Below are 25,558 nucleotides of genomic sequence, written 5' to 3' on the forward strand. Positions count from 1 at the left end.
CGTAGGATGGGGGGATCATGGATGACGACGCCTTCGACGACTACGACCGTGAGCTCGAACTCGCTCTGTACCGCGAGTACCGCGACGTGGTCCTGCAGTTCCAGTACGTGGTCGAGACCGAGCGCCGCTTCTATCTCGCCAACGAGGTCAACGTCGTGCGCCGGGACACCGAGCACGACTTCTACTTCGAAGTGTCCATGAACGACGTCTGGGTGTGGGACATCTATCGCGCCGACCGCTTCGTGAAGTCCGTGCGCGTCCTCACGTTCAAGGACGTGAATGTCGAGGAGCTGTCGCGCCGCGAGTTCGAGCTGCCGCAGGAGCTCTCGCTCGACGGGGAGTGATGCGAGCGATGGCGCCGCGCGGTCGCGTCTGACGCGCCTGCCGCTCCGGGCGTGATCGTCCTCCCCAGGCGGATGATCCCGCCGATTGCGCACGGGTTGCGCGGACGGCGCTCCACGCCTGCATGGCGGCGACCAGGCTGTCGGTCATGGCAGCCAAGGACGATCTCGGACGCGCGGGGGAGGACCGCGCCGCCGCGCACCTGACCCGACTCGGATACCGGATCATCGACCGCAACTGGCGGTGCGATCAGGGCGAGCTCGACATCGTCGCGCAGCGCGGCGACGCGTTGGCGTTCGTCGAGGTGAAGACCCGGCGCACCCTCGACTACGGCCACCCGTTCGAGGCGATCGACGAGCGCAAACGACAGCGACTGTGGCGGCTCGTGCACGTGTGGGTGCGGGAGCACCCGATGGCGAGCAGGGGGCGGGCGCTGCGGCTCGAGGCCATCGGGATCGTGGGCGCGGACCCGGCGATCGGATCCCTCGAGCACCTGCAGGACCTGCGATGACCGCGCGCACCTGGGCGGTGGCCCTGACCGGGCTGAACGGCCACATGGTCGACGTCGAGGCCGACCTCTCCCAGCAGACCCCCGGGTTCGATCTCATCGGGCTGGCGGATCGCGCGCTCGGCGAGGCCGTGCGCCGCGTGCACAACGCCTGCCGCAACAGCGGTCTCGACCTGCCGCGGCGCAAACTCACGGTGAACCTGTCGCCTGCGAGCCTGCCCAAACACGGCTCGGCGTTCGACCTCGCTATCGCGATCGCGGCGTTCGGTACGACCGGGGCGCTCGACGAGGTCTCCCTCGCCCGCACCGTGCACCTCGGCGAACTCGGACTGGACGGGCGGCTGCGTCCGATTCCGGGCGTGCTGCCGGCCCTGCACGCGGCAAGGGAGGCCGGCTTCGAGCGGGCGGTGGTGCCCGTGGCGAACGAGGCGGAGGCGCGACTGGTGCCGGGCCTCGACGTGCACGCTGCGGTGAGCCTCGCTCACGTGGCGCTGCTGCACGGCGCCGACCTCGCAGACCTCGGTGAGCCGGAACCGGTGCTCGCCGCGGTCACTCCGGCGACGAGCGGCCCCGCGCCGGAGCTGGCGGATGTGATCGGGCAGGACGAGGCGGTCGCCGCCCTCGTGGCCGCAGCGGCGGGAGGGCACCATCTGCTCCTGTCCGGTCCGCCCGGTGCCGGCAAGACCATGCTCGCGCGCAGACTCGCGGGGATCCTGCCCGACCTCGACGAGGAACTGGCACTCGAGGCGGCGTCGATCCGCTCCTTGATGGGGGAGAACCTGACCCGGCTGGACCGGCGCCCGCCGTTCGTGGCGCCTCATCACAGCGCGTCGGTCGCGGCCATGATCGGGGGCGGATCCCGGGCGGCCCGGCCGGGTGCGATCGCCCGCGCGCACGGTGGGCTGCTCTTCCTCGACGAGGCGGCCGAGGCACCGGGCGGTGTTCTGGACGCACTCCGGCAGCCGCTGGAGGCGGGCATGATCGAGATCCATCGTGCGGAGTTCACCACGCGCTTCCCCGCGCGGTTCCAGCTCGTGCTTGCCACAAACCCGTGTCCGTGCGGGGTCTTCGGCGTGGTCGGTGAGGAGTGCATCTGCCCGCCCTCCGCGATCCGGCGCTATGCGGCGCGACTCTCCGGTCCAATCCGGGACCGGCTCGACATCGAGGTGCGGGTCGCCCGCGTCTCCGCCGCTCAGGTCAGCACGCAGGAGCGCGGCGCGCTCTCGACGGTCGACGCACGCGGGCGGGTCGAGGAGGCCCGCCACCGCGCGGCGCGGCGCTGGAAGGGCACGCCCTGGCGGCTCAACGCGCATGTGCCGGGGACATGGTTGCGGCAGGGCGACTTCCGGCTTCCGGTCGAGGCGCGTGCACCCCTGGACCGCGCGCTGCAGCGCGGGGCGCTCTCGCTGCGCGGATACGACAGGGTTCTACGGCTGGCATGGTCGGTGGCCGATCTGGCAGGGGCGGATGCTCCCGGGCTCGACCATGTGGGGCGCGCCCTGTTCCTGAAGAAGGGGATGACGGCATGAGCATGACGGAACGGGGCTCGACGGCGGCGAACGCGGCGGACGGGGCGAGGCGCGCACTCGGTGCCGCGGAGCTCGTGGCCCGGCTGCGCGCCGTGCGTGAGGACGAGCGCTTCCGCGAGGCGGCCGCCCGTGTCCGTCCCGATGCGGAACTGCCCGCGGTGCGGGACAGCCTGATCTGGAGCCTCATCACGGAGCCCGGTGATGGCGTCGCGGGCGCACTCGTGGCGGCGCTCGGAGCCGAGGAGGCGCTGGATGTCATGGCGAACGGCTACGGCGACGACGGGGCGGAGGACGAGGCTCGGCCCGCACGGGGAGCGCTGCGGGACGGGCGGCGCCGCTGGGCGCCCCGGCTCGACCCTCTGCTGCATCTCGGCGCGTTGCGCACCGCTGCGCGCATCGGTGCGACCCTGCTGCTGCCGTCTGACGCGGAGTGGCCGTCGCGCGCTGCAGACCTGGGCGCGCATGCTCCGCTCGCGCTGTGGCTGCGCGGAGATGCGGCGGTGCTGGCGAGCCACGGCGTCGCGCTCGTCGGCGCCAGGGCGTCCTCGAGCTACGGCGAGCACGTCGCGGGAGAACTGGCCGGGGAGCTCGCCGCCGAGGGGCGCGTGATCTTCTCAGGAGGGGCGTACGGGATCGACGGCACGGCGCACCGCGCGGCGCTTCGTGCCGGAGGAGAGACCGTGGCGGTGCTCGCGGGAGGGGTGGACCGGCCCTATCCGAGCGGGCATGCGCAGCTGTTCGAGCGGATCGTGTCGAGCGGTGCGCTGGTGACGGAGGTGGCTTGCGGCGTCGCGCCGACCAGATGGCGATTCCTGGCGCGCAACCGGCTGATCAGCGCGCTCTCGGCCGCGACCGTCGTGGTCGAGGCCGGACAGCGCAGCGGGTCGTTGAACACGGCGGGGCATGCGGCCGCGCTCGGCAGACCGCTCGGCGCCGTCCCGGGGCCGATCACGTCGACGGCGTCGGCGGGCTGCCACCGGCTGCTGCGGGACTACGACGCGCGCTGCATCACCTCTGTCGCCGACGTGCGCGAGCTGCTCGGAGTCGCCACGGCTGCGCCGCCGATGATCACCACCGAGGATCCGGACATGGTGCGCCTCGCGGATGCCCTGAACGTGCGCACGCCGCGCGGCATCGCCGAATTGGCGCAGCGCAGCGGACTGAGCGCGGATCGAGTCGAGGCGCTCCTCGGCATCCTGGAACTGGACGGCAGCGCGGTCCGCTCCGAGCGGGGGTGGCGCAGCATCGTGCAGTGAGGTCCTGCAGCGAGAGATCATGGGTCCCGCGCGTGCTCCCGTCGGTGCCGGGCTGCGGAGCGCATGCTGGAGCCATGCGCGTATCAGAAGCCGCCACGGCGTTCACGACGCACCTCGCTCAGGTGCGGCGGCTGTCACCTGCGACGGTGCGCGCGTACCGGTCGGATCTCGCCGACCTCGCGGCGGCGACGGCGGACGCTCCCCTCGGCGACGTGGATCTCGAGGCGCTGCGGGACTGGCTGTGGCGCGCCACGCAAAGAGGCGACGCGCGATCGACGCTGGCGCGTCGCACGGCGGCGGTGCGCTCGTTCTTCGCCTGGGCCACCGAGGCGGGGCTGGTCCCGCACGACCCCGCGCTGCGCCTCGTGACGCCCAAGCGCGGACGCACGCTGCCGGCGGTGGCGTCGGCCGACGCGATGCGCGTCCTGCTCGACGAGGCGCGCGACGCCGCCCTCGACGGGGATCCTGTCCGACTGCGGGACAGCGCGATCCTGGAGCTGCTGTACGGGTCGGGCATGCGCGTCTCCGAGTTGTGCGGGCTCGCCGTCGACGACATCGACCTCGACCGCGGCACCGCTCGCGTGCTCGGGAAGGGCGGCAGGGAGCGGGTCGTCCCCTTCGGCGCCCCGGCTCGTGATGCGGTCGCCTCGTACCTGCGCCGCGCCCGCCCCGTGCTCGTCGCTCGTGCGGAGGAGTCCGGTCCCGCGCTGTTCCGCGGCGCGCGCGGGGGAGCGCTGGGATCGCGCGCGGTGTACGAGCTGGTCGCCCGCGTGCTCGCGCCGGTCATCGGTGCGGAGACCGTCGGACCGCATGCGCTCCGTCATTCCGCTGCCACGCACCTGCTCGACGGGGGAGCAGACCTGCGAGCGGTGCAGGAGATCCTCGGTCACGCGAGTCTGGGGACCACCCAGATCTACACGCACGTCTCGGCGGAGCGCCTCGCGGCGAGTTACCGGCTCGCGCATCCACGGGCGTGACGGGGCGTCGAGAACGGCTCTCGTCGCGGCGGGACGATCGTCAGCAGCCACGGGAGCCGCAGGGCAGCAGCACCGCCCGCGGCACGTCGCCGAACAGCAGCATCGGATTGACGTAGACGCCGTTCCAGCGCACGCCGATATGCAGCGCCCCCGCCGGCGTGTGCCCGCCGGTGGATACCGTCGCGATCACGTCCCCGCGATGCACCGTCGCGCCGGGAGCGAGCGCCGACTGTGCGGGCTCGAGCGTGGTGACCAAGCCGTTGCCGTGGTCGATCGTCAGCAGCGGGCGATCGACGACCGTGCCCAGGTATGCGACCACGCCATCGGCCGGAGCCCTGACGTCGTCGATCGCGGCGATGTCCATGCCGCGGTGTCCCGGTCCGTAGTCGTGCGCGGGAGCTCGGAACGGCACGATCACCGAGCGGGCGCCCTCGGCGGGCCAGAGCCAGTCATGGTCCGGCAGGGGAGAGGGGGCGCTGCCCGAGCCGCGCCCCGCCGCAGAGCCCGACCCCGCCGCCGGGGTCAGACCAGGGGACGGCCCGCCTCTCTGGAGCGGGGCTCCGCCGTCCGCCCCGGCAGGATGCCCGCAAGCGGCCGCCGTGGGCGCCGCAGCCGGCAGCGTCACGGGGATGAGTCCGCCGAGCAGCGCGGCCGCGATCGCGAGCAGCCGGATCGGCCGGCGACGGATCGCCGCCGGGCAGCGAGGGGTGCGAAGGGAGCCCATCCCCTGATCCTGCGCCGCGCGGCGATCGCGCGGCGTGCGTTCCGCGCGATCGGTGCAGAGTCGGTGCGGCCGCCGGATTGTGCGGACGGATCGGGTGCGACCCCACGTCGCGACCCTGATATGCTTGCAGGGCATCCCGTCTATCGGGGTGACTACGCGTGCCCACAGCGTTCAACGTGGCGAACACTCCACAGGTCTCTCGGAAGAGAGCGGAGTGTGCGCCGGGCACCAGGATCGCCGATCGTCCGATCGGCAGCACAACCTCAACAAGCAAGGAGCACGACCATGGCCGTCGTCACCATCCGCCAGCTGCTCGACAGCGGCGTTCACTTCGGACACCAGACCCGCCGGTGGAACCCGAAGGTGAAGCGCTTCATCCTCACGGAGCGCAGCGGAATCCACATCATCGACCTGCAGCAGTCGCTCGGCTACATCGACAAGGCCTACGACTTCGTCAAGGAGACGGTCGCGCACGGCGGCACCATCCTCTTCGTGGGCACCAAGAAGCAGGCGCAGGAGATCCTCGCCGAGCAGGCCACCCGCGTGGGCCAGCCCTACGTCAACCAGCGCTGGCTCGGTGGTCTTCTCACGAACTTCACCACCATCGCGAAGCGTCTCGCCCGCATGAAGGAGCTCGAGGAGCTCGACTACGAGAACCCGGCCGCCTCGGGCTTCACGAAGAAGGAGCTGCTGCTCAAGAAGCGCGAGCTCGACAAGCTGCACAAGTCGCTGGGTGGCATCCGCAACCTGACCAAGACCCCGTCGGCCCTGTGGGTCGTCGACGCCAAGCGCGAGCACCTCGCCATCGACGAGGCCAAGAAGCTCGGCATCCCGGTGATCGGCATCCTCGACACCAACGCGGACCCGGATGACTTCCAGTACCCGATCCCCGGCAACGACGACGCGATCCGCTCCGTCTCGCTGCTGACCCGCATCATCGCCGACGCCGCGGCCGAGGGCCTGCAGCTCAAGCACAACCCGGACGCCGGCGACGCCGAGCCGCTCGCCGAGTGGGAGCAGGAGCTCCTCGAAGGCGCCGACGCGCAGACCGCCGCCACCGAGTCCGCTGCTGACGAGGCCGGCGCCGAGGCGCATGACGAGGCGATCGCCGCTGCTGCGGACGAGACGGCGACCGAGGTCGCCGACGCCGAGTCGGCCGACAAGTAATCGCGGTCCGTCGGAGGGCGTAAGCCCTCCGACCCGCAACCACCACGCACACATACGAAGCAAGGAGCCACCACAACATGGCCAACTTCACCATCGCCGACATCAAGGCGCTGCGTGAGCAGCTCGGAACGGGAATGGTCGACACCAAGAAGGCGCTCGAGGAGGCCGACGGAGACGTCGAGAAGGCCGTCGAGATCCTTCGCCTGAAGGGTGCGAAGGGCAACGCCAAGCGCGCTGACCGTTCCACCAGCGAGGGCCTGGTCGTCGCCCGCGAGCAGGACGGCGCCGTGACGCTCGTCGAGCTCGCCTGCGAGACGGACTTCGTCGCGAAGAACGAGCGTTTCATCGCGCTGGCCGACAAGGTCGCCGACGCCGCGGCCGCCATCAAGGCCGACTCCGTCGAGGCCGCCCTCGCGGCGGACGCCGGTGGTCAGACCGTCGAGCAGCTGATCTCGGACGAGGCGGCGATCATCGGCGAGAAGGTCGAGCTGCGTCGCGTCGCGACCATCTCGGGCGAGCGCACCGAGGTCTACCTGCACCGCACGAGCAAGGACCTCCCGCCGCAGATCGGCGTCGTCGTCGCCTACACGGGTGACGACGCGGAGACCGCTCGCAGCATCGCGCAGCACATCTCGTTCGCGAACCCGTCCTACCTCACCCGTGAGGACGTCCCGGCCGCGGACGTGGAGAAGGAGCGCGAGATCGTCACCGAGATCTCCCGCAACGAGGGCAAGCCCGAGGCCGCCCTGCCGAAGATCGTCGAGGGTCGCGTGACCGCGTTCTTCAAGCAGGTCGCCCTGCTCGAGCAGGACTACGCCAAGGACAACAAGCTGTCCGTGGGCCAGGTCGCGAAGGACGCCGGTCTGAACGTGACCGGCTTCGCCCGCTTCAAGGTCGGCGCGTAACAGCATCGAAGGGGTTCGGATCCACCAGGATCCGGACCCCTTCGTCATGCCCCCGCTCTTGTGCGGGGGCTGCAGACGATATCTTTTCCCAGACGAGAGGAAGTACTCCATGACCGAACGACAGGGGCGACGACGCGTCGTCCTCAAGCTCTCCGGTGAGGCCTTCGGCGGTGGCCAGCTCGGGGTCAACCCGGACATCGTCAGCCAGATCGCGCGAGAGATCGCAGCCGCCACCGACCGGGTCGAGATCGCGGTCGTCGTCGGCGGTGGCAACTTCTTCCGCGGAGCGGAGCTGAGCCAGCGCGGCATGGACCGGGCCCGTGCCGACTACATGGGAATGCTCGGCACCGTCATGAACGCGCTCGCCCTGCAGGACTTCCTCGAGCAGGCGGGAGCGTCGCCGCGCGTGCAGTCCGCGATCGCCATGACCCAGGTCGCCGAGCCGTACCTGCCACTGCGTGCCGAACGGCACATGGAGAAGAGCCGCGTCGTGATCTTCGGCGCCGGCGCCGGCCTGCCGTACTTCTCCACGGACACCGTCGCGGCTCAGCGCGCGCTGGAGATCGGCGCCGACGAGGTCCTGGTCGCCAAGAACGGCGTGGACGCGATCTACACCGCCGACCCCAAGAAGGACGCCTCGGCGGAGCGGATCGAGGAGATCACCTTCCAGGATGCGCTCGTGCGCGGCCTCAAGGTCGTCGATTCCACGGCGTTCAGCCTGTGCATGGACAACGGCATGGACATGCGCGTCTTCGGCATGGAGCCCGCCGGCAACATCACCCGCGCGCTCCTGGGCGAGCCGATCGGAACCCGCGTCATCGCCTGAGGCCATCGGATCCCCGGGCCGCGCCGCTGGGCGTCGGGCCGGGGATCCGCGCATCCTCCCCGATAGACTTGCATCGCAACCCCCTGACGAATAGGAGTCACCGTGATCGCGGATGTCCTCGCCGACACCACCTCCCGCATGCAGCGCGCCGTCGAGGCCGCCAAGGAGGACTTCAGCACGGTGCGCACCGGCCGTGCCAACCCGCAGATGTTCCAGAAGGTCCTGGTGGACTACTACGGCACGCCGACGCCTCTCGCGCAGCTCGCCTCGCTGGCCAACCCCGAGGCTCGCACGCTCAACGTCACGCCCTATGACAAGTCGGCGCTCAAGGCCATCGAGCAGGCCATCCGCGACATGCCGAACCTGGGGGCCAACCCCTCCAACGACGGCAACATCGTGCGCGTCACGATGCCGGAGCTCACCGCCGAGCGCCGCAAGGAGTACGTGAAGCTCGTGAAGAGCAAGGGCGAGGACGCGAAGGTGCACGTCCGCGGCATCCGTCGCAAGGCGAAGGATGAGCTGGACGCCCTGAAGAGCGATCTCGGCGAGGACGAGATCGCCCGCGGGGAGAAGGAGCTCGATGCCCTCACGCGCCAGCACGTCGACCTCATCGACGAGGCTGTCAAGCGCAAAGAGGCCGAGCTGCTCGAGGTCTGAGACCGCCTATGAGCACCCCGTCCGACGACGACGACGCGTCGAGGATCCCGCCACGACCGCCTCTTCCGCCGCGCACGCGCGACGCGCAGCGGCGGCGCGGTGACGAGACCCTGTCTTCGCGCGGCGAGGAGAACCCGCCTGCGCGCAGCGGTGAGAATCTGCAGGCGCAGTTCCGGGCGAAGAAGGCCGAGATCGAGACGCACGTCTCGCACGCCCGCGACCAGCTGGACCAGGCGAACGAGCGCATCAAGGAGCGCACCGGGCGCGACCTGGTGGTCGCGATCGGCGTGGGCCTCCTGATCGGCGGGGTGATCCTCGCCTCGCTGCTGTTCGCGAAATGGTCATTCGTGGTGATCGGCCTCGCCATCATCCTGATCGCCGTCTGGGAGCTCGTGCTCGCGCTGCGCACCGGCGGTCGCAAGGTCGACCTGTGGCCGCAGCTCGTGCTCGGCGCGGCACTGGCCGCGGGCGGGTATTTCGCCGAACCGTGGCTGACCTGGGTGATGCTGTTCGTCGCCGTGTTCGGCGTCGTCGTGTGGCGCCTGGTCGCGCAGATGGTCACGAAGGACGGACGCACCTACGGCGACGTCCTCACCGACGCACTCGCCGGCGGATTCATCCAGGTGTACGTGCCGTTCCTCGGTGCCCTCATGCTCATGCTGCTGCGTCAGCCGCGCGGCGAGTGGTGGGTGCTCTCGCTCATCGTCGTCGTCGTGGTGGCCGATACCTGCGCCTACGCGTCCGGCCTGCTGTTCGGGCGCGGCGGGCGGCATCCGATGGCGCCGCGCGTCAGCCCGAAGAAGACGTGGGAGGGCTTCGCCGGCGCGGTGGTCGGATCCCTGCTCGCCGGCGCCCTGGTCGGCGTCTACCTCCTGGGCGTGCCGTGGTGGGCCGGCCTCATCTTCGGCGCCGTCCTCGTGGCCTCCGCGACCATCGGAGACCTGGGGGAGTCGCTGCTCAAGCGCGATCTCGGCATCAAGGACATGAGCTCCTGGATCCCGGGACATGGCGGTCTGCTGGACCGGCTCGACAGCATGCTTCCCTCGGCCGTGGTCGCCCTCGCCCTGTACCTCCTCCTCACCCCTCTGGCGGCAGCATGACCGATTCCGCACGATCCGACCGCGACGCCTCGGCCGTCGCGCCGAGCTTCCCCGTGCTCCCGCGAAGGGAGAAGGGCTATCAGCGCGCCGCCGTCGACACGTTCCTGGCCCGTGCGCGTCGCGCGTTCGAGGACGATGCCGAGGGGATCGGATCCGCCGACATCCGCGCGGCCTCGTTTCCGATGGTGCGCGGCGGCTATGACGTACCCGCCGTGGATGCGGCGCTGGCCAGGGTCGAGGAGGCGTTCGCACAGCGCGAGCGCGCCCTCGTCGTCTCCACGGACGGCGCCTCGGCGTGGGTCGGGCGTGCGCGCAGCGACGCGCAGGTGATCCTGGATCACCTCACCCGGGCCCCCGGGCACAAGTTCGCACGGACCGGGATGCTGACCTTCGGCTACCGCATCGACGAGGTCGATCACGTGGCCAAGCGCATCGTGCGCTTTCTCCGCGACGGCGACGCGCTGACGGCGGAGCAGGTGCGGCAGACCGCGTTCCGGATGCAGCGTCGCGGGTATCGCGAGGAGCAGGTCGACGCGCTGCTCGACGCCACGATCGACGTCCTGCTGGCAATCCGTTGAGCGATTCTCATGGCGAATTCAGGTTCGGCTGGCTAAACTCGGAGCCATTGTGACTCCCGATAACGATTCGATTGCGGCGCGCCCCCGAACCGCCGTGCAGAACGCAGCAGCCACAGCACCCCGACCGACCTCGAAGGCGCACCCTCATCGGCGGGGGACTTCCGCGGTGCTGGCAGGGCTGGCCGTCGTGGGATTCTCCGTCGCGATCGTGGCGCCCGCAGGGTTCGCGATGTCGGCCTCCGAGCCGGCGCACGCCGCGGTGACCACCGCGTACTCACTGGCGGCGCGCGACGCGCAGAACATCACCGTCTCGGTGCACGGTGCGACGCCGACGTCGCAGACGCGCGACGCGTTCGAGGTGTACGTCACCCCGAAGCCGACCCCGACGCCTGAGCCCGTGGTCGCCTCCAGCGACTCGTCCTCCTCGTCCTCCGGCTCATCGGGCGACGCGGGCCCGATGTACTACAGCGGCGGCGGCGCACCTGCGGAGTGGATGGCCGCGGCGGGCATCGCATCCAGCGACTGGGGTTACGTCGACTACATCGTGAGTCGCGAGAGCGGTTGGAACCCCAACGCCACCAACAGCGGATCCGGCGCGTGCGGTCTGGTGCAGGCGCTGCCGTGCAGCAAGGTGCCCGGCAACGGCTACGACCCCGTCGACAACCTGCGCTGGGGCAACGGCTACGCCGTCGGTCGCTACGGCAGCTGGGGCGCCGCGGTGGCGTTCTGGTCGGCCAACAACTGGTGGTGAGCAGCGCTCACCCATGCCACGCCCGCATCGACGACGTCAGGAGCGCCCGCACGAGGACTCCCTCGACCGGCTGATCGCCGGGTGGAAGCGCACCGAGGTGCGCGGGGGCGCGGAATGGTACGTCCAGCCGCTGACGGCGGCGCAGGCGCAGAAGGAGTACATCTGCCCGGGGTGCAGGGGCGCGATCTCCGCCGGCACGGCGCATGTCGTGGTCTGGCGCGCGGACGGCGTGCTGGGCGACGCGGCTGATCTGGCCGCTCGACGGCACTGGCACAACGGCTGCTGGAACAGGAGCTGAGGTGGAGATCCGAGGACCGCGCCCTCTGCCCGCACGGCGCGAGGACATCGAGCTGCGCACCGCCGATGGATTGCGACTGGTCGGAGAGCTCGCCCTGCCCGAGGAGGCGGCTCCCGTGGCGACGCTCGTCACCCTGCATCCGCTGCCCACGGCCGGCGGCTTCATGGACTCGCACATCCTGCGCAAGGCGGCGGCGAGGCTGCCGGCTCTCGCCGACCTCGCCGTACTGCGCTTCAACACGCGCGGCACGAGTTCGCCGCGCGGCACGAGCGACGGCGCGTTCGACGGCGGGACGGCGGAGCGCCACGATGTGGCGGCCGCCATGACATGCGTGCGCGAGCGCGGTCTGCCCCGGCCGTGGCTGGTGGGCTGGTCCTTCGGCACGGAACTGGCGCTCAAGTACGGCCGGGACCACGACGTCGAGGGCGTGATCCTGCTGTCGCCGCCCTTGCATCGCACCACGGCCGCAGAGGTGGCCGCCTGGGCGCACGACGACCGGCGCGTGGTGGTGCTGGTCCCCGAACTCGACGACTACCTGCGTCCGGCCGAGGCTGTGACGCGGTTCGCGGCGATCCCGCACGTCGAGCTCATCGCCGTGGACGGCGGCAAGCATCTCTGGGTGGGGGAGACCCAGACCCGTCGGGTGCTGGACGAGATCGTCGCGGCCGTGAACCCTGCCGCACTTCCGCTGGCGCGGGAATGGCCTGCGGCCTGAGAGCGGCTATCTCTCGTTCATCCGCGGGATGAGCACCTGGCGGTAGATGATCAGGACGCTGGCCGCGACCGGGATCGCGATGAGCGCGCCGAGCAGGCCGAGCAGTGCTCCGCCCGACAGCGCCGCAATCACGACCACGGCTCCGGGCACGGCGACCGCACGGTTCATCACGCGGGGCGAGATGACGTAGGCCTCGACCTGCATGTACACGAGGTAATAGGCCGCGGCGATCAGCCAGGCCCACGGAGGAGAGCCGAGCCCCGGGATGAGGCAGAGCAGGACGATGAGCGTCGATCCCGTCAGCGTGCCGACCAGAGGGATCAGGGAGAAGAAGAACGCGATCACGGCGAGCACGATCGGGAAGGGCGCTTGGATGATCGACAGGAAGATGAAGCTCAGCACGCCGTTGATCACGCCCATCGCGACCTGACCCATGACGTAGTGCCCGACCGAGGCCGTGATCTGCTCGGCGAGGTCGATGAAGCGGTCGCGCTTGGAGGCCGGAACCACCTGGTAGACGGCGCCCTTGAGCGAGGGGATCGCCGCCGTGAAGTAGATCGTCAGGATCAGCACGATGAACGTGCCGCTGATCCCCGCGAAGAGGGCGCCCCCGACCACGATCACGCCCTGTCCGATCGAGCTGCTGATGTCGCCGAGGTTCTTGTTCAGCCAGTCGTTGATGTAGCCGAACACGGTGTCGACGTCGAGATTCGGCAGCAGCCCCTCCAGCCAGTGCTTGAAATCGGCCAACGCGGTGCCGCTGTTCACGATCTGCGTGATCTGCTGGACGAGCTGAGAGATCTGGCTCACCAGGATCGGGATCACCATCAGCACGATGCCGGCGAACACGCCGAGCACGACCAGGATCGTGATGAGCACCGCCGCCCAGCGAGGCAGACGACGACGGGTCAGCCAGCTCACCATCGGATCCAGGCCGAGACTCAGGAACAAGGCGGTTCCGACATACAGGAGGATCGTCGACAGGGACTGCACGCCCTGGATGAGCATGATGCCCAGGCCCACGCCGAGGGTCGCCACGAGGGCGGTGCGGAACGGGTTGTGCAGCTTCATGGGATCCTTCGGGTTCGGTCCTCCAGCGTAACGGGCGCGTCCCGCCGTGCCCCTGAGCATCGCCGCACGGCCGCGGCTGAGCGCGCCGAGGGGCCTCTCGTGGCATCCATACAGGTCGTTTCGCTAGTCTGAAACGTCGAGCGGAGATCCCGGGCGCCTGCCCGTGGATCGCGGAGGAGACTTTTCGTGCGTTTTGTATGGGCTGTTCTGGCCTTCGTGCTGGCGGCCGTCCTGATCGGGACGGGCATCGCGCAGCGGACCATCTTCCTCGGCCCCAAGGACGTCGCGGCCGAGTTGACCGTCAAGGCACCCCAGACGTACACGGTGATCGACTCCGCCGTCCTCCGCGCGCACCCGGGGGAGCAGACGCTCGTCGCACACGGCGATGGCACGATCTTCGTCGCCCAGGCCCGCACCGCCGATCTCGAAGCCTGGCTGAGCGACGCGAGCTACAACCGGATCACCCTGGCGAAGGACGGCACCACCACGGCGAAGGTGGTCGAGCCGACCGTCACGGGCGACGGCGCCGAGAACGCACAGCGCAACCCCGCCGGCTCCGATCTGTGGCTGGACAGCTTCACGGACAAGAACTCGCTGATCGATCGGATGCAGGTGCCGGACGGGGTGAGCGTGCTGGTCGCGTCCGACGGCAAGGCCGAAGCGCCGACCGACGTGGTGCTGAAATGGCCGCTCGACACGGCGACGCCGTGGGCCGGACCCCTCATGGTCGCGGGCGGCATCCTCCTCCTGGTCGGGCTGGTCCTGTACGTGCTCGCGATCCGGCATTCGCGCCGGGGCCGCGGCCCGCGTCGCAAGGCGCCGCCGCCCCTCCCCGTGACCGAGCCGATCGACGTGGCGGACCGCGCCGCCATCGACGCCGGCCCCGAGGCCGCCGCTCCGTCCGACGGCGAGACGCCGTCGGAGACCGATCCCGCGTCGTCGAACCGGGACGGCGCCGTGCGCGAGCGTCGTGCGGCGAGCCCGAAACGTCGGCGGGCGCTTCTGCTGCTCCCCGTCGTCGGCGTGACCGCCGCCCTGCTCAGCGGCTGCACGCCCGACATCTGGCCGCATTCCGCGACGACGCCGACGCCGACGCCCACCGAGACTCAGGCCGTCGAGGCGGGCCAGCAGGCTCCCGCCGTGACCGAGGCGCAGGCCGCACGGATCCTGGAGAGCATCTCCGGCACGCTGGCCGACGCCGACAAGAACATGGACGCGGCCAAGGCGGAGACCCGGTTGGAGGGCGCGGCCCTCGAGGCTCGCAAGACCGCGTACGCCGTCCGCAAGAGCGTCGCGGACTTCGCGCTGCCCGCGAAGATCCCGGCCGACAAGGTCAAGATCCTCGTGCCCCAGGCATACGACTCATGGCCGCGTACGGTGCTGATGCTCGTCGAGCACGGCAGCGACGACAAGGTCGCGCCGCTGATCATGATGATGACCCAGCCGGATCCGTGGTCCGACTACAAGATCTCCTCGGTCGCCGAGATGCAGGCGTCCGCGAAGCTGCCGAACATGGCTCCCGCCTGGCTGGGCGCCAAACTCACCCCGCCGGATTCACCGTTCCTCGTGGCCGCACCTGACGAGCTGGCCAAAGAGTTCGCGAACGTGATCGACCAGGGCGACAAGAGCGAGTTCTACGACAAGTTCGACAAGTCCGCGCTCGCCTTCGCCAAGGCCGTCCAGGACAGCCGCGCGACCGTGCTCCAGGCGCTGAAGGACAAGGGCGCGGACAGCACCTCGAGTCTCGCCTTCGCCGCGACCGCCGGCGCCGGGGCCCCCGTGTCGATGTCGAGCATCGACAGCGGCGCGATCGTCTCGGTGACCGTCGACGACTCGCAGACGATCAAGCCGACCAGCGCCGACGCCTCGATCAAGAACGTCGACACGAACGGCACCGTCGTGAACGCCCCCGCGAAGGCGCTGACAGGGGTGGACGAGTCGAAGACGGGCTTCGTGTCGGTGTACGGGATGCAGCTGTTCTTCGCGGTGCCCGCGCAGGGATCCGAGGCCAAGATCACGCTGCTGGCGGCCTCTCAGCAGCTTCAGAGTGTGACGGAGATCAAATGACCGAGCTGTCCGCCGCCGCCCTCCGCGGCGCCGTCGACCTGTCCTCACTGCGCAACCGTCCCGCCGCTCCGGCACCGGGCGCGCCGGAGCAGGGGCCGGCCAACGACACGGCCGTCCCTCTGATCGTCGACGTCACGGACGCCACGTTCGGGCAGGTGCTCGAACTGTCCCAGAGCGTGCCCGTCGTCGTCGATCTGTGGGCCGAGTGGTGCGGTCCCTGCAAGCAGCTCAGCCCGGTGCTGGAGAAGGTCGTCACCGAGCTCGCGGGCCGAGTGGTTCTCGCGAAGGTCGACGTGGACGCCAATCCGCAGCTCGCCCAGGGCTTCCGCGCGCAGTCCATCCCGATGGTGGTCGCGCTCGTGGCGGGTCAGCCCGTGCCGCTGTTCACGGGTGCGGTGCCGGAGGAGCAGGTGCGCGAGGTGTTCGCGCAGCTTCTGCAGCTGGCCGCACAGCACGGTGTGACGGGCACGATCCCGGTCGGTGAGCCGGCGGCGGATGACGAGTCGGCGGAGCCGGTCGAGCAGCCGCTCGCGCCGTTGCACCAGGCGGCGTTCGATGCGATCGAGCGCGGCGACTTCGCCGCGGCCATCGAGGCGTACGAGCAGGCTCTGGCGGAGAATCCGCGAGACGAGGATGCGCGTTCCGGTCTCGGACAGGTCCGTCTGCTGTTCCGCACGCAGGATCTCGACCTGAACGAGGCGCGCGCGGCGGCCGCGGCAGCGCCGACGGACATCGCCGCGCAGTTCGCGGTGGCGGACCTCGATGTCGCGGGTGGGCATGTCGCTGACGCGTTCGACCGGCTGCTCGACCTCTTCAGCGTGGTTCCGTCGGATGAGAAGGGCCTCGTCCGCGAGCGCCTCGTCGAGCTGTTCGGGTTGGTCGGCGACGCGGATGCGCGCGTCGCCGCGGCGCGCAGGCGCCTCGCCACGCTGCTGTTCTGACCGTTCCCGAACCGCTCAGGGACCGGGCCGCAGCGTCCGCATCCAGCGCTCCGCCTCACGGGGGTGCGCGAACCGCAGGATCGGAAGATCCGGATGTGCGGCGGCGATCGCGGGCATGCGGTCGCGCCATTTGTGCAGCGTCGTGGTCTGCCAACGCAGGATGTTCTCCTCGGGCCCGCGGCGGAGCATGTCCCAGAGCGGCCTCTCGCGGTTGCCGTTCCACAGGTCGGTGCGGCGCACGCTGCGGGACATCGTGCGCCAGATCAGGCGCGTGCGCACGATGCGATACGGGTAGTCGAGCCAGATCATCAGGTCCGCGCGCGGGGCGAGGATCGGATCCGTGCCCTTGCTCGAGTACTGCCACTCCGTCACCCAGCGGTCGGTCCGGACGAACTCCCGCACGTCGTCGAGGAACGCGGGCCGGGGCGTCCAGTCGGGCCCGTGGAACAGCGCGTCCATCTCGATGTGGGGCAACCCCCGGATCGCCCCCACGCGGCGCGCCAGCGTCGTCTTCCCGCTTCCGGTCACGCCCGCGATGAGGATCCGCTGCGGCGCGGCCGGAACGGGAGCGGCGTCGTCGGGCATCGGATGAGGCTAGCATCCGGAATATCCGTGGGAGTATGCGGTTGAATCGATGTGTGAGCGAACCCATCTCGATCGACATCTGGTCCGACATCGCCTGCCCCTGGTGCTACATCGGCAAGCGCAACCTCGAAGCGGGGCTCGCGGCCACCGCGGAGGATGACGACGCACCGCAGGTGTCGATCACGTTCCACTCGTTCGAACTCTCGCCGGACACACCCGTCGACTTCGAGGGCGACGAGGCCGACTTCCTCGCCGGTCACAAGGGCATGCCGCGCGCGCAGGTGGAGCAGATGCTCGACCGTGTGACCGGGGTCGCCAAGGAGGCCGGGCTCGATTACCGCTTCGACCTGCTGCAGCACACGAACACGGTCAAGGCGCACGAGCTGCTGCACCACGCGAAGGCGCAGGGTCGTCAGCACGACATGGAGGAGCGGCTGATGTCCGCGTACTTCATCGAGGGGCGCCATGTCGGTCGCATCGACGATCTTGCCGACCTCGCCGCAGAGATCGGCCTCGACCGGGAAGCGGCGCTCGAGGCGCTGCACACGGAGCGGCACCTCGCAGACGTGCGCGCGGACCAGGCTCAGGCCCAGGCGTACGGCATCCAGGGCGTGCCGTTCTTCGTGATCGACGGCCAGTACGGCGTCAGCGGCGCGCAGCCGCCCGAGGCGTTCGCCGGCGTGCTGCGCGAGCTGTGGGCGAAGCGCGGCGACACCGCAGAGGTGCTCGAGGGCTGACGGCGCGCCCTGGCCGCCGCCGCATCACCGCGCGGCGGCGTTCAGGCCAGGGCGTCCTCGATCGCGGCGAGGATCTCGGGGTCGTCGGGCACCTGGCGCGGGCGGAATCGCTGCACGGATCCGTCCGGCGAGACCAGGAACTTCTCGAAGTTCCACTCCACACGGCCCGCCTTGCCGTGACCGTCCTCGGTCTGCTTGAGGCTCTTGTAGAGGTCGGCCGCGCTGCGCCCGTTGACCTTGACCTTGTCGTTGATCGGGAACGAGATCCCGTACGTCGTGGAGCAGAACTCGAGGATCTGATCCATGGATCCGGGTTCCTGCCCGAAGAACTGGTTGCAGGGAAAGCCGACCACGGTGAGGCCCCGCTCGCCGAAACGGCGCTGCAGCTCCTCGAGCTGCGCGTACTGCGGGGTCAGCCCGCACTTGGAGGCGACGTTGACGACCAGCACGGGGCCGGTGCCGTAGTCGTCGAGGGTGCGGGTGCCGCCATCGGCATCGGTGAAGGGGATCTGGCGCAGCGCGGTGTCGGACATATCCCCAAGCCTAGGAGCGACGGGGATCGATGGCCTCGGATCTGGGACAATGGACAGGATATGACTCTCGCCCCTGCCTCCGTCCGGCCCCTGCAGATCGGCCCGCTGCGCATCGACGTCCCCGTCGTGCTCGCGCCGATGGCGGGCATCACCAACACCGCGTTCCGTCGCCTGTGCCGTGAGTACGGCGCCGGACTCTACGTGAGCGAGATGATCACCTCGCGGGCGCTCGTGGAGCGCAACGCGATCACCATGCGTCTCATCCAGCATCACGAGAGCGAGACGCCCCGATCGATCCAGCTCTACGGGGTGGATCCGGCCACGATCGCCGAGGCCGTGCGGATCATCGTCGCGGAGGACAGGGCCGACCACATCGATCTGAACTTCGGCTGTCCGGTGCCCAAGGTCACGCGCAAGGGCGGCGGAGCGGCGCTGCCCTGGAAGATCGGGCTGTTCGCCGACATCGTCGATCGCGCCGTGAAGGCGGCGGGCGACGTGCCGCTCACGGTCAAGATGCGCAAGGGCATCAACAAGGACCACCTCACGTTCCTCGATGCGGGACGTGCCGCGGAGGACGCCGGTGCGGCCGCGGTGGCGCTGCATGCGCGCACGGCCGGTGAGTACTACTCCGGCCACGCGGACTGGTCGGCGATCGGCGAGCTCAAGCAGGCGGTGACCACGATCCCGGTACTCGGCAACGGCGACATCTGGAGCGCGGACGACGCCATCCGGATGATGACGGAGACAGGCTGCGACGGTGTCGTGGTCGGACGCGGCTGCCTCGGCCGGCCGTGGCTCTTCGGCGAGCTCGCAGGAGCCTTCGGCGATGAGAACGCGGTCCAGGTCGACGCGACCCTGGGCTTCGTCAAGGACGCGTTCCGTCGGCATGCCGAGCTCCTGGTCGAGTTCTTCGAGGACGAGGACCGCGGCTGCAAGGACATCCGCAAGCACGTCGCCTGGTACTTCAAGGGCTACCCCGTCGGTGGCGAGACCCGATCGGCTCTCGCCCGCGTGTCGACCCTGCAGGAGATCGACGACATCCTGGGCACCCTCGGCGACGCGCCGTATCCGGGAGCCGCGGCCGAGGGGCAGCGTGGTCGCGCAGGCACGCCGAAGCGCACGGCGCTGCCGGACGGGTGGCTGGACTCGCGCGAGGTCGCCACCGATGTCACCGACATGATGCGCGGCGCAGAGGTCGAGAACAGTGGCGGCTGAGACCGCGGTGCGCGTCGACGGCTACGGTGCGCACGATGCTGCGCGCTTCTTCGCCGAGACCCACCGATCGGAACGGGACGACTTCGCCCGCGACCGCGCCCGCGTGCTGCACTCGGCGGGCCTGCGCCGCCTGGCGGCGAAGACCCAGGTGCTGAGCCCGGCGAGCACCGCGGACTTCGCACGCAACCGGCTCACGCACTCGCTCGAGGTGGCGCAGGTGGGCCGCGAACTCGCGGTTGCCCTCGGCGTCTCCGCCGACGTCGTCGACACCGCGTGTCTCAGCCACGACCTCGGGCATCCGCCGTTCGGGCACAACGGGGAACGCGCGCTCAACGACTGGGCCGAGGACATCGGGGGTTTCGAGGGCAACGCGCAGTCCCTGCGGATCCTCACGCGCCTCGAGGCGAAAGTGCTCGACGACCGTGATCGTTCGGTCGGTCTCAACCTCACCAGAGCCAGCCTCGACGCGACCTGCAAGTACCCGTGGACCGCGGACAGTCCGCTGCCCGATCCCGGCGGCCGGCTCAAGTTCGGCGTCTACCCCGAGGATGAGGACGTGTTCCGCTGGATGCGCGAGGGCGCCCCAGGGCGGCTGCGCTGCATCGAGGCCGAGATCATGGATCTCTCCGACGACATCGCCTACTCGGTGCACGACTTCGAGGACGCGATCGTCAACGGCTACCTGGACGTCGCTCAGCTGGCGGATCCGGCTGAGCATCATGCGCTCGTCGGGCGCGTCCAGCAGTGGGTCGGCTACGACTTCACCCGCGAGGATCTCGCGGATGCGCTGTACCGGCTCACCCGTCAGCCGATGTGGCTGAGTTCGTTCGACCGGTCCCGGCGCGATCTGGCGCGACTGAAGAACCTGACCAGTGACATGATCGGCCGTTTCGCGCGGGCCGCGGTGTCTGCGACGCGCGAGGCCTATCCAGGCCCGAGCCTCGCCCGGTACAGCGCGCACGTGGTGGTGCCGAAGGTCATCGAGGCCGAGATCGCCGTGCTCAAGGGGATCATGGGCCAGTCGATCGTCACGATCGACGCCCGTCGTGGCGTCTACAAGGAGCAGCGCAGGGTGCTCAAGCGCCTGGCCGACGCGCTGTGGTCGACGGACGCGCTGTGGACCGCAGGAGCCGATGTGCTCGAGCCCGCCTTCGCCGCGGACTTCCACGCGGCCGGATCCGATGCGGAGCGCGCCAGGGTGGTCGTCGACCAGGTCGCCAGCCTGACGGACCAGACCGCGGTGGACTGGCACAACCGACTGGTCGGGGACATCGACCCCGCCGAGGTCGGCATCTGGTCGCCCCGGCACGCGCGGCCGCGTCCGGCGCACTCTCCACGGGCCGCGCTGGTCGACGCAGAACACGGCGCGCGCTGATGCCCCGGATCCTGCAGGCCGACGTCGACGAGGTCAAGTCGCGCACCAACATCGCCGACATCGTGGGGGAGCGGGTCTCGCTGAAGTCCGCGGGCGTGGGTTCGATGAAGGGGCTGTGCCCGTTCCACGACGAGAAGAGCCCCAGCTTCCACGTGCGCCCGCAGGTCGGCTACTACCACTGCTTCGGCTGCGGCGCCTCGGGCGATGTGTACTCGTTCCTGCGCGAGATGGACCACGTCAGCTTCACCGAGGCGGTCGAGCGCCTCGCCGGCCGCGTCGGGTACACCCTGCACTACGAGGACGGCGGCCCCGCGCCCGAGACGAGCGGACGCAGCCGGCTCTACGCCGCGAACACGGCAGCCGCGGACTTCTTCCGCGGTCAGCTGCTCAGCCCGGAGGCCGAGTCGGCTCGCGCGTTCCTCGGCCAGCGCGGATTCGACGCGGGCGCCGCAGCCCATTTCGGTGTGGGCTATGCCCCGCGCGGCTGGGATGGCATGCTCAAGGCGCTCAGCTCGCAGGGGTTCACCCGCGACGAGCTCACCGCGGCCGGACTCGTTTCCGCAGGTCAGCGCGGGGTCTACGACCGGTTCCGTGGACGCGTGGTGTGGCCGATCCGCGACGTCACGGGCCAGACCATCGGGTTCGGCGCGCGCAAGCTCTACGACGACGATCAGGGTCCGAAGTACCTGAACACCCCGGAGACGCCGATCTACAAGAAGGCCCAGGTGCTCTACGGGCTGGATCTGGCCAAACGCGATATCTCCCGTGGCGATCCCAAGCGGGTCGTGGTGGTCGAGGGGTACACCGACGTGATGGCGTGCCACCTCGCCGGCGTCACCACGGCCATCGCCACCTGTGGCACGGCTTTCGGCGCCGAGCACATCAAGCTCCTGCGCCGGGTGATGGGCGACGACTCCGCGGCCGGCGAGGTCGTGTTCACGTTCGACGGCGACGAGGCAGGACAGAAGGCCGCACTGCGCGCCTTCACGGAGGACGACCGGTTCAACGCCCAGACCTTCGTCGCCGTGGCGCCAGACGGCCTGGATCCGTGCGACCTGCGTCTGCAGCGCGGCGATCAGGCCGTGCGCGGCCTCATGTCGGCCAAGGTGCCGATGTTCGAGTTCGTCATCGATCGGAAGATCGGGTCGTTCGATCTCGGCACCGCGGAGGGGCGCGTGGGTGCGCTGCGTGCGGCGGCGCCGATCGTCGCCGAGATCCGCGACGCTCTGCTGCGTCCCGAGTACGAGCGGATCCTCGCCCGCCGTCTCGGCATGGATCCCACGGACGTGCACGCGGAGGTGCGTCGTCATGAGCGCCGGCGGCAGAGCGACGCGGCGGCTCACGAGCAGCGGTCGGCGCCTCCGGCCGTCGGCTCGCGACCCGGCGCCCTCGACGGTCAGGCCGCCCCGGCCGCCGCTCCCGTCGTGACGCTCGCCACGCTTCCCCGCACCGGGGACGCTCCGCTCGAGCGCGACGCCCTCATGGGGGCGCTGCAGTACGGGCATCAGCTCGACGCGGAGCTGCTGCAGCGCGCGATGACCGCGCCGTTCTCCGTGCCGGCCCTGGATGCGGTGCGCGAGGCGGTCGCGCAGGTCCCGGACCGGCAGCGACCGGGCTGGGCGCTGCAGGCGGTGGATGCGGTGAGGGAGCCGTACCGTGCCCTGGGCGGAGAGCTCCTGATGGCGGCTTTTCCCGCGCGTGACGAGCAGGGTGCGAGGGCCTCGGCGACGGATCTGTGCCGCCGGCTCATCGTGAAGGGGCTGGAGCGGGAGAAGCACGAGCTGCTGGGAGCGATCCAGCGGCTGCCCGCCGACTCGGAGGGCGCGCGTTCGATCGCACGCCGCATCGTCGAGATCGACGCCGAGCGACAGCGCTTCATCGAGTACTGAGGCCCGCCGCGGAACGGGGCCCGGCGCCGGCGGCCATCGGGCAGGATGGGTGCATGGCACGTGCGACGGCGGATGCATCCACAGCGATCGTCTGCGAGGACATCGTGATCGACCGGATCGGGCACTCCGCGCCCACCAGGGCGATCGACGGCGTGACGTTCGCGTTGCCCGCGGGGGAGTTGATGTGCATCGCCGGTGCCACCGGGGCCGGGAAGTCGACGCTGGTCGGTGCCCTCGCCGGCGCCGCCGACCCCTCGATCCGGGTCGTCGGAGGCTCCGCGACCGTGTGCGGCGTCTCTGTACGCCACCCCGGACGCCGGTTGCGAGAGCTCACCTATCGTGCGGGCTACCTTCCGCAGAACGCCGGGGCGCTGCTCACGCCTCAGCTGACCGTGCAGGAGATCATCGCGGAGCCGATCCTGCAGCGCGAGCGCCGCGTGAACGTGAAGGCGCTGGCGATCCGGGTGGCGACGCTGCTCGACGAGCTGCACCTGCCGCTGGGTCTCGCCGCCTCGTTCCCCTACGAGCTCAGCGCGGGCATGCGTCAGCGTGTCGCGATCGCCCGGGCTCTGGTGCTCGATCCGACCGTGCTGATCGCCGACGAGCCCCTCGCGAACCTCGATCTGGAGGTGCGGCCGGTGGTGTTCGCGGCGATCACGCGGCGCCGCACCGAACGGGGGATGGCGGCGCTGCTGGTCAGCAACGACGCCGCGTTCGCGCGAGAGCTGGGCGCGGAGACGCTCATGATCCGCGAGGGCCACGTGGTCGCACGCGGCGCGGGGGCGGATCTGCTCTGGACCCCTGGCGCCGAGCACGCGCGCTGATCGTCGACAGAGCTTCGCACGGTCACTCGACGACGCCGCGTCGGACATCGGTTCCGGCGCTATGCATCGGGCGGGTTGCGGACCATGATGTGATCGGCGCCTTCGACCGCCCTGGTGACATTCCGCGTCATCGGCGGTGCGGCCGGCGCTAGGCCGGCCGCACCTGCCACCCCCCTTGGCGTTCGCACGGCCCTGGGTGGCACTGATCGGCGTCTGGGAACCTCGCAGCGCGGACTCCGTGCACTGGAGAGACGGGGCCGATGCGCCTGCATTACGCGAACTGCTCATCCTCTGCGGAGAGTGACGCGCGACAGGGTGAATCTATGTCGCTGTTCATCTGTTCCGTGCGCCTTCCGACGTCACGAAGAGATGCCAGTTCTCTGCGCGTATCGCAACAGCCGCACCACAGCCTGGAGCCGCCGCGAAGCGCGATCAGGGCACGGTATGCGTCCGATGCGGCGAAGATGGCGTGGTGGCCCCGGGAGACCCCGGGAACGACGAAGGCCCCGTCATGAGACGGGGCCTTCGGGGGATTGCTCCCCGGCTTGGACTCGAACCAAGAACCTGCCGGTTAACAGCCGGCTGCTCTGCCAATTGAGCTACCGAGGAATGCTTCCCGCTGCGCGGGCAACTCGTCAACTATAGCAAAGGTTGGGTCATGACTCCGCCACGGCGCGACGCCCGGGCGCGTCGGCGCCCGCGGCGGAGACGACGGAGGGGCCCGCCGTGGCGAGCCCCTCCGGAAGACGCGGGATCCGGCCTGCTCAGCGCGCGGAGCCCTTGAGGGAGCCGGTGGTCTGCCCGGCCGGGTCGCTCACGATGCACTGCACGAGACGGTCGTTCATCTCGTCCCAGGTGTCCTTCGTGGGCGTCATGTAGGCGACGTCGAGGGTGGAGTCGTCGAAGGCGATGCCGATGAACGTCGTGAAGGCGTCACCGGCACACTTCTCGACCTCCTTGTCGATCGCGGCGGAGTCGTACTCGGCGCCTTCGAGCTTGAACTCGTAGAAGACCTCTTCGTCGTGCGGCTTGTCGCAGGGGACGACGTCGGTGTCGCTGACGGTGGTCCCCGAGTCGCTCATCTTGCAGTCGCCGAGCTTGAGATTGAAGATGCCGATGCTCGAGCTCTCGGTCACCTCGGCCTTGTCGTTACGCGGCGCATCGCCGCCCCCGTTGCCGAGGACGCTGTTGAGCACGCTGCAGCCGCTGAGCCCGGCTGCCAGCGCCAGCGCGGCGCCGACGACGGCGGCGCGACGGAGAAGAGCGCGGTCGTTCATGGGAATTCCCCCTCTAGAAGCTATGAATCCACGCAGAACGCGGGACCGCTACGAACGTACCGGTGTCGAAGAGGAAATCTCAAACCTGCGTGAAAACCCCGCTGTACCGGGGAATTTCTGTGCAGAGTGGAACTTCTCGGGGGTCAGCCCTCGAGATCGTCCACGCCGGGCAGCCAGCTGGCGCCGGGGCGGCCCCAGCCGCGCTTGCGGGCGATCTTCTGCACGGTCTTCCAGTCGCCGTCGTCGAGGCGGTCGACATAGAGAATGCCGTCGAGATGATCGAACTCGTGCTGCATGATGCGGGCGCGCCACCCGTCGACCTCGATGCGCACGGCGTCGCCGTTCAGATCCACGCCCGTCACCAGCACGCGCTCCGAGCGGCGCAGGGGGAACCGCTCGCCGGGGAAGGAGAGGCAGCCTTCGGACTCGAGGTCGGGGTCGGGGGAGCCGGGCGACAGGGGCGCCATCCACAGCACGGGGTTGATGATCTCGCCACGCCACGGGTTCTCGTCGTCGTCGACGTACGAGTAGACGTAGATCCGCAGGCCGACACCGACCTGCGGCGCGGCGAGCCCGACGCCGGGGGCCACGTCCATCGTCTCGTGCATGTCCGCCACCAGGGTGCGGATCTCATTGGTGATCTCGCCGACGGGGTCGGCGGGGGAATGCAGGACGGGATCGCCCATGATGCGAATCGGAAGCACAGCCACG

27 protein-coding genes and 1 tRNA gene are annotated in these 25,558 nt (G+C 70.1%); 21 read left to right on the forward strand and 7 right to left on the reverse strand.

All coding sequences use genetic code 11. The annotated features are described in order from the left end of the window. Positions 1-17 precede the first annotated feature (17 nt). From ACFWCK_RS07680 to ACFWCK_RS07700, 5 genes are all read left to right on the forward strand, one after another. Complete coding sequence (locus tag ACFWCK_RS07680; RefSeq protein WP_045273217.1) at positions 18-344, forward strand: DUF2469 family protein; 327 nt, start codon at positions 18-20, stop codon at positions 342-344. Positions 345-490: 146 nt separating this feature from the next. Continuing rightward, on the forward strand, positions 491-853 hold the full coding sequence (locus ACFWCK_RS07685) for a YraN family protein (RefSeq protein WP_374107786.1): 363 nt from the start codon (positions 491-493) through the stop codon (positions 851-853). Beyond that, entirely contained in the window at positions 850-2,379 is a 1,530-nt protein-coding gene (locus ACFWCK_RS07690) for a YifB family Mg chelatase-like AAA ATPase (protein WP_378805311.1), read from the forward strand. The genes ACFWCK_RS07685 and ACFWCK_RS07690 overlap by 4 nt, the downstream gene beginning before the upstream one ends. Further along, positions 2,376-3,635, forward strand: a complete 1,260-nt coding sequence (gene dprA, locus ACFWCK_RS07695) for a DNA-processing protein DprA (RefSeq protein ID WP_378805312.1) — start codon at positions 2,376-2,378, stop codon at positions 3,633-3,635. Before ACFWCK_RS07690 ends, dprA begins: the two co-directional genes overlap by 4 nt. A 74-nt stretch (positions 3,636-3,709) precedes the next feature. Next, positions 3,710-4,612, forward strand: coding sequence for a tyrosine recombinase XerC (locus ACFWCK_RS07700; RefSeq protein WP_378805314.1), 903 nt, complete (start codon positions 3,710-3,712; stop codon positions 4,610-4,612). Between the two features lie 40 nt (positions 4,613-4,652). Here the strand turns inward: ACFWCK_RS07700 and ACFWCK_RS07705 are convergent, their stop codons facing one another. Continuing rightward, on the reverse strand, positions 4,653-5,336 hold the full coding sequence (locus tag ACFWCK_RS07705) for a murein hydrolase activator EnvC family protein (protein ID WP_378805316.1): 684 nt from the start codon (positions 5,334-5,336) through the stop codon (positions 4,653-4,655). 285 nt (positions 5,337-5,621) lie between these two features. Here ACFWCK_RS07705 and rpsB point away from each other — a divergent pair, with 285 nt between their 5' ends. The 9 genes from rpsB (at position 5,622) to ACFWCK_RS07750 (ending at position 12,333) form a co-directional block, all read left to right on the forward strand. Beyond that, positions 5,622-6,503 carry a 30S ribosomal protein S2 gene (rpsB, locus tag ACFWCK_RS07710; protein WP_378805317.1) on the forward strand — a complete coding sequence of 294 codons (882 nt, stop codon included), beginning with the start codon at positions 5,622-5,624 and terminating at the stop codon, positions 6,501-6,503. Between the two features lie 77 nt (positions 6,504-6,580). Beyond that, positions 6,581-7,408, forward strand: a complete 828-nt coding sequence (gene tsf / locus ACFWCK_RS07715; protein ID WP_233309373.1) for a translation elongation factor Ts — start codon at positions 6,581-6,583, stop codon at positions 7,406-7,408. Positions 7,409-7,517: 109 nt separating this feature from the next. Next, positions 7,518-8,234 carry a UMP kinase gene (gene pyrH, locus ACFWCK_RS07720; protein WP_233309374.1) on the forward strand — a complete coding sequence of 239 codons (717 nt, stop codon included), beginning with the start codon at positions 7,518-7,520 and terminating at the stop codon, positions 8,232-8,234. 102 nt (positions 8,235-8,336) lie between these two features. Then, positions 8,337-8,891 (forward strand): ribosome recycling factor, encoded by a 555-nt coding sequence (frr, locus tag ACFWCK_RS07725; protein WP_233309375.1) that lies wholly within the window; start codon positions 8,337-8,339, stop codon positions 8,889-8,891. Between the two features lie 8 nt (positions 8,892-8,899). Beyond that, positions 8,900-9,991 (forward strand): phosphatidate cytidylyltransferase, encoded by a 1,092-nt coding sequence (locus ACFWCK_RS07730; RefSeq protein WP_378805319.1) that lies wholly within the window; start codon positions 8,900-8,902, stop codon positions 9,989-9,991. Next, positions 9,988-10,569, forward strand: coding sequence for a DivIVA domain-containing protein (locus ACFWCK_RS07735; protein ID WP_378805320.1), 582 nt, complete (start codon positions 9,988-9,990; stop codon positions 10,567-10,569). Before ACFWCK_RS07730 ends, ACFWCK_RS07735 begins: the two co-directional genes overlap by 4 nt. A gap of 166 nt (positions 10,570-10,735) precedes the next feature. Continuing rightward, positions 10,736-11,320: a transglycosylase SLT domain-containing protein gene (locus ACFWCK_RS07740; protein ID WP_308192498.1), complete on the forward strand. Its 585-nt coding sequence runs from the start codon at positions 10,736-10,738 to the stop codon at positions 11,318-11,320. Between the two features lie 13 nt (positions 11,321-11,333). Next, positions 11,334-11,618, forward strand: a complete 285-nt coding sequence (locus ACFWCK_RS07745; protein ID WP_378805321.1) for a hypothetical protein — start codon at positions 11,334-11,336, stop codon at positions 11,616-11,618. Between the two features lies 1 nt (position 11,619). Further along, on the forward strand, positions 11,620-12,333 hold the full coding sequence (locus tag ACFWCK_RS07750; protein WP_378805323.1) for an alpha/beta hydrolase: 714 nt from the start codon (positions 11,620-11,622) through the stop codon (positions 12,331-12,333). A gap of 6 nt (positions 12,334-12,339) precedes the next feature. Here ACFWCK_RS07750 and ACFWCK_RS07755 read toward each other — a convergent pair whose 3' ends face one another. Further along, positions 12,340-13,404, reverse strand: coding sequence for an AI-2E family transporter (locus ACFWCK_RS07755; protein ID WP_233309380.1), 1,065 nt, complete (start codon positions 13,402-13,404; stop codon positions 12,340-12,342). A gap of 186 nt (positions 13,405-13,590) precedes the next feature. Here ACFWCK_RS07755 and ACFWCK_RS07760 point away from each other — a divergent pair, with 186 nt between their 5' ends. After that, entirely contained in the window at positions 13,591-15,471 is a 1,881-nt protein-coding gene (locus ACFWCK_RS07760) for a glycosyl transferase (protein ID WP_378805325.1), read from the forward strand. Further along, positions 15,468-16,412: a tetratricopeptide repeat protein gene (locus ACFWCK_RS07765; RefSeq protein WP_378805326.1), complete on the forward strand. Its 945-nt coding sequence runs from the start codon at positions 15,468-15,470 to the stop codon at positions 16,410-16,412. The genes ACFWCK_RS07760 and ACFWCK_RS07765 overlap by 4 nt, the downstream gene beginning before the upstream one ends. A gap of 15 nt (positions 16,413-16,427) precedes the next feature. Here ACFWCK_RS07765 and ACFWCK_RS07770 read toward each other — a convergent pair whose 3' ends face one another. Then, positions 16,428-16,997 (reverse strand): AAA family ATPase, encoded by a 570-nt coding sequence (locus ACFWCK_RS07770; RefSeq protein WP_378805327.1) that lies wholly within the window; start codon positions 16,995-16,997, stop codon positions 16,428-16,430. Positions 16,998-17,050: 53 nt separating this feature from the next. On the opposite strand from ACFWCK_RS07770, the gene ACFWCK_RS07775 reads away from it, so the two are divergent. Next, positions 17,051-17,734, forward strand: a complete 684-nt coding sequence (locus ACFWCK_RS07775; protein ID WP_378805328.1) for a DsbA family protein — start codon at positions 17,051-17,053, stop codon at positions 17,732-17,734. A gap of 41 nt (positions 17,735-17,775) precedes the next feature. Here ACFWCK_RS07775 and ACFWCK_RS07780 read toward each other — a convergent pair whose 3' ends face one another. Then, a complete protein-coding gene (locus ACFWCK_RS07780) occupies positions 17,776-18,267 on the reverse strand; it encodes a glutathione peroxidase (protein ID WP_233309385.1) in 492 nt (163 codons plus the stop codon). 60 nt (positions 18,268-18,327) lie between these two features. Between ACFWCK_RS07780 and dusB the strand changes: the two genes are divergently transcribed. Genes dusB through ACFWCK_RS07800 form a run of 4 tightly spaced genes read left to right on the forward strand, consistent with a single transcriptional unit; the run spans position 18,328 to position 23,570 of the window. Next, on the forward strand, positions 18,328-19,482 hold the full coding sequence (gene dusB / locus ACFWCK_RS07785; protein ID WP_233309386.1) for a tRNA dihydrouridine synthase DusB: 1,155 nt from the start codon (positions 18,328-18,330) through the stop codon (positions 19,480-19,482). Then, positions 19,472-20,857: a deoxyguanosinetriphosphate triphosphohydrolase gene (locus tag ACFWCK_RS07790; protein WP_233309387.1), complete on the forward strand. Its 1,386-nt coding sequence runs from the start codon at positions 19,472-19,474 to the stop codon at positions 20,855-20,857. Before dusB ends, ACFWCK_RS07790 begins: the two co-directional genes overlap by 11 nt. Beyond that, on the forward strand, positions 20,857-22,746 hold the full coding sequence (dnaG, locus tag ACFWCK_RS07795; protein ID WP_378805329.1) for a DNA primase: 1,890 nt from the start codon (positions 20,857-20,859) through the stop codon (positions 22,744-22,746). The genes ACFWCK_RS07790 and dnaG overlap by 1 nt, the downstream gene beginning before the upstream one ends. 53 nt (positions 22,747-22,799) lie before the next feature. Further along, positions 22,800-23,570, forward strand: a complete 771-nt coding sequence (locus tag ACFWCK_RS07800) for an ATP-binding cassette domain-containing protein (RefSeq protein ID WP_378805330.1) — start codon at positions 22,800-22,802, stop codon at positions 23,568-23,570. Positions 23,571-24,106: 536 nt separating this feature from the next. Here ACFWCK_RS07800 and ACFWCK_RS07805 read toward each other — a convergent pair. The 3 genes from ACFWCK_RS07805 to def all read right to left on the reverse strand — a co-directional run bounded on the left by ACFWCK_RS07805 (position 24,107) and on the right by def (position 25,557). Continuing rightward, positions 24,107-24,179 (reverse strand) — tRNA-Asn (locus ACFWCK_RS07805). Between the two features lie 155 nt (positions 24,180-24,334). Beyond that, entirely contained in the window at positions 24,335-24,847 is a 513-nt protein-coding gene (locus ACFWCK_RS07810) for a septum formation family protein (RefSeq protein ID WP_233309390.1), read from the reverse strand. A gap of 143 nt (positions 24,848-24,990) precedes the next feature. Next, on the reverse strand, positions 24,991-25,557 hold the full coding sequence (gene def, locus ACFWCK_RS07815; protein WP_378805332.1) for a peptide deformylase: 567 nt from the start codon (positions 25,555-25,557) through the stop codon (positions 24,991-24,993). Between the last annotated feature and the right edge of the window lies 1 nt (position 25,558).

Origin of the sequence: Microbacterium sp. NPDC060117, assembly GCF_042729315.1 — a bacterium.
Taxonomy (GTDB): domain Bacteria; phylum Actinomycetota; class Actinomycetes; order Actinomycetales; family Microbacteriaceae; genus Microbacterium.

What these genes read in the sequence shown, in the direction of transcription:
- ACFWCK_RS07685 (WP_374107786.1), top strand. Translation starts at nt 491, where the DNA reads ATGGCAGCCAAGGACGATCTCGGACGCGCGGGGGAGGACCGCGCCGCC.
- ACFWCK_RS07810 (WP_233309390.1), bottom strand. Translation starts at nt 24,847, where the DNA reads ATGAACGACCGCGCTCTTCTCCGTCGCGCCGCCGTCGTCGGCGCCGCG.
- ACFWCK_RS07755 (WP_233309380.1), bottom strand. Translation starts at nt 13,404, where the DNA reads ATGAAGCTGCACAACCCGTTCCGCACCGCCCTCGTGGCGACCCTCGGC.
- rpsB (WP_378805317.1), top strand. Translation starts at nt 5,622, where the DNA reads ATGGCCGTCGTCACCATCCGCCAGCTGCTCGACAGCGGCGTTCACTTC.
- ACFWCK_RS07700 (WP_378805314.1), top strand. Translation starts at nt 3,710, where the DNA reads ATGCGCGTATCAGAAGCCGCCACGGCGTTCACGACGCACCTCGCTCAG.
- dprA (WP_378805312.1), top strand. Translation starts at nt 2,376, where the DNA reads ATGAGCATGACGGAACGGGGCTCGACGGCGGCGAACGCGGCGGACGGG.
- pyrH (WP_233309374.1), top strand. Translation starts at nt 7,518, where the DNA reads ATGACCGAACGACAGGGGCGACGACGCGTCGTCCTCAAGCTCTCCGGT.
- ACFWCK_RS07800 (WP_378805330.1), top strand. Translation starts at nt 22,800, where the DNA reads ATGGCACGTGCGACGGCGGATGCATCCACAGCGATCGTCTGCGAGGAC.
- ACFWCK_RS07780 (WP_233309385.1), bottom strand. Translation starts at nt 18,267, where the DNA reads ATGTCCGACACCGCGCTGCGCCAGATCCCCTTCACCGATGCCGATGGC.
- dusB (WP_233309386.1), top strand. Translation starts at nt 18,328, where the DNA reads ATGACTCTCGCCCCTGCCTCCGTCCGGCCCCTGCAGATCGGCCCGCTG.
- ACFWCK_RS07745 (WP_378805321.1), top strand. Translation starts at nt 11,334, where the DNA reads ATGCCACGCCCGCATCGACGACGTCAGGAGCGCCCGCACGAGGACTCC.
- ACFWCK_RS07680 (WP_045273217.1), top strand. Translation starts at nt 18, where the DNA reads ATGGATGACGACGCCTTCGACGACTACGACCGTGAGCTCGAACTCGCT.
- ACFWCK_RS07735 (WP_378805320.1), top strand. Translation starts at nt 9,988, where the DNA reads ATGACCGATTCCGCACGATCCGACCGCGACGCCTCGGCCGTCGCGCCG.
- tsf (WP_233309373.1), top strand. Translation starts at nt 6,581, where the DNA reads ATGGCCAACTTCACCATCGCCGACATCAAGGCGCTGCGTGAGCAGCTC.
- ACFWCK_RS07705 (WP_378805316.1), bottom strand. Translation starts at nt 5,336, where the DNA reads ATGGGCTCCCTTCGCACCCCTCGCTGCCCGGCGGCGATCCGTCGCCGG.
- ACFWCK_RS07770 (WP_378805327.1), bottom strand. Translation starts at nt 16,997, where the DNA reads ATGCCCGACGACGCCGCTCCCGTTCCGGCCGCGCCGCAGCGGATCCTC.
- dnaG (WP_378805329.1), top strand. Translation starts at nt 20,857, where the DNA reads ATGCCCCGGATCCTGCAGGCCGACGTCGACGAGGTCAAGTCGCGCACC.
- ACFWCK_RS07730 (WP_378805319.1), top strand. Translation starts at nt 8,900, where the DNA reads ATGAGCACCCCGTCCGACGACGACGACGCGTCGAGGATCCCGCCACGA.
- ACFWCK_RS07690 (WP_378805311.1), top strand. Translation starts at nt 850, where the DNA reads ATGACCGCGCGCACCTGGGCGGTGGCCCTGACCGGGCTGAACGGCCAC.
- ACFWCK_RS07765 (WP_378805326.1), top strand. Translation starts at nt 15,468, where the DNA reads ATGACCGAGCTGTCCGCCGCCGCCCTCCGCGGCGCCGTCGACCTGTCC.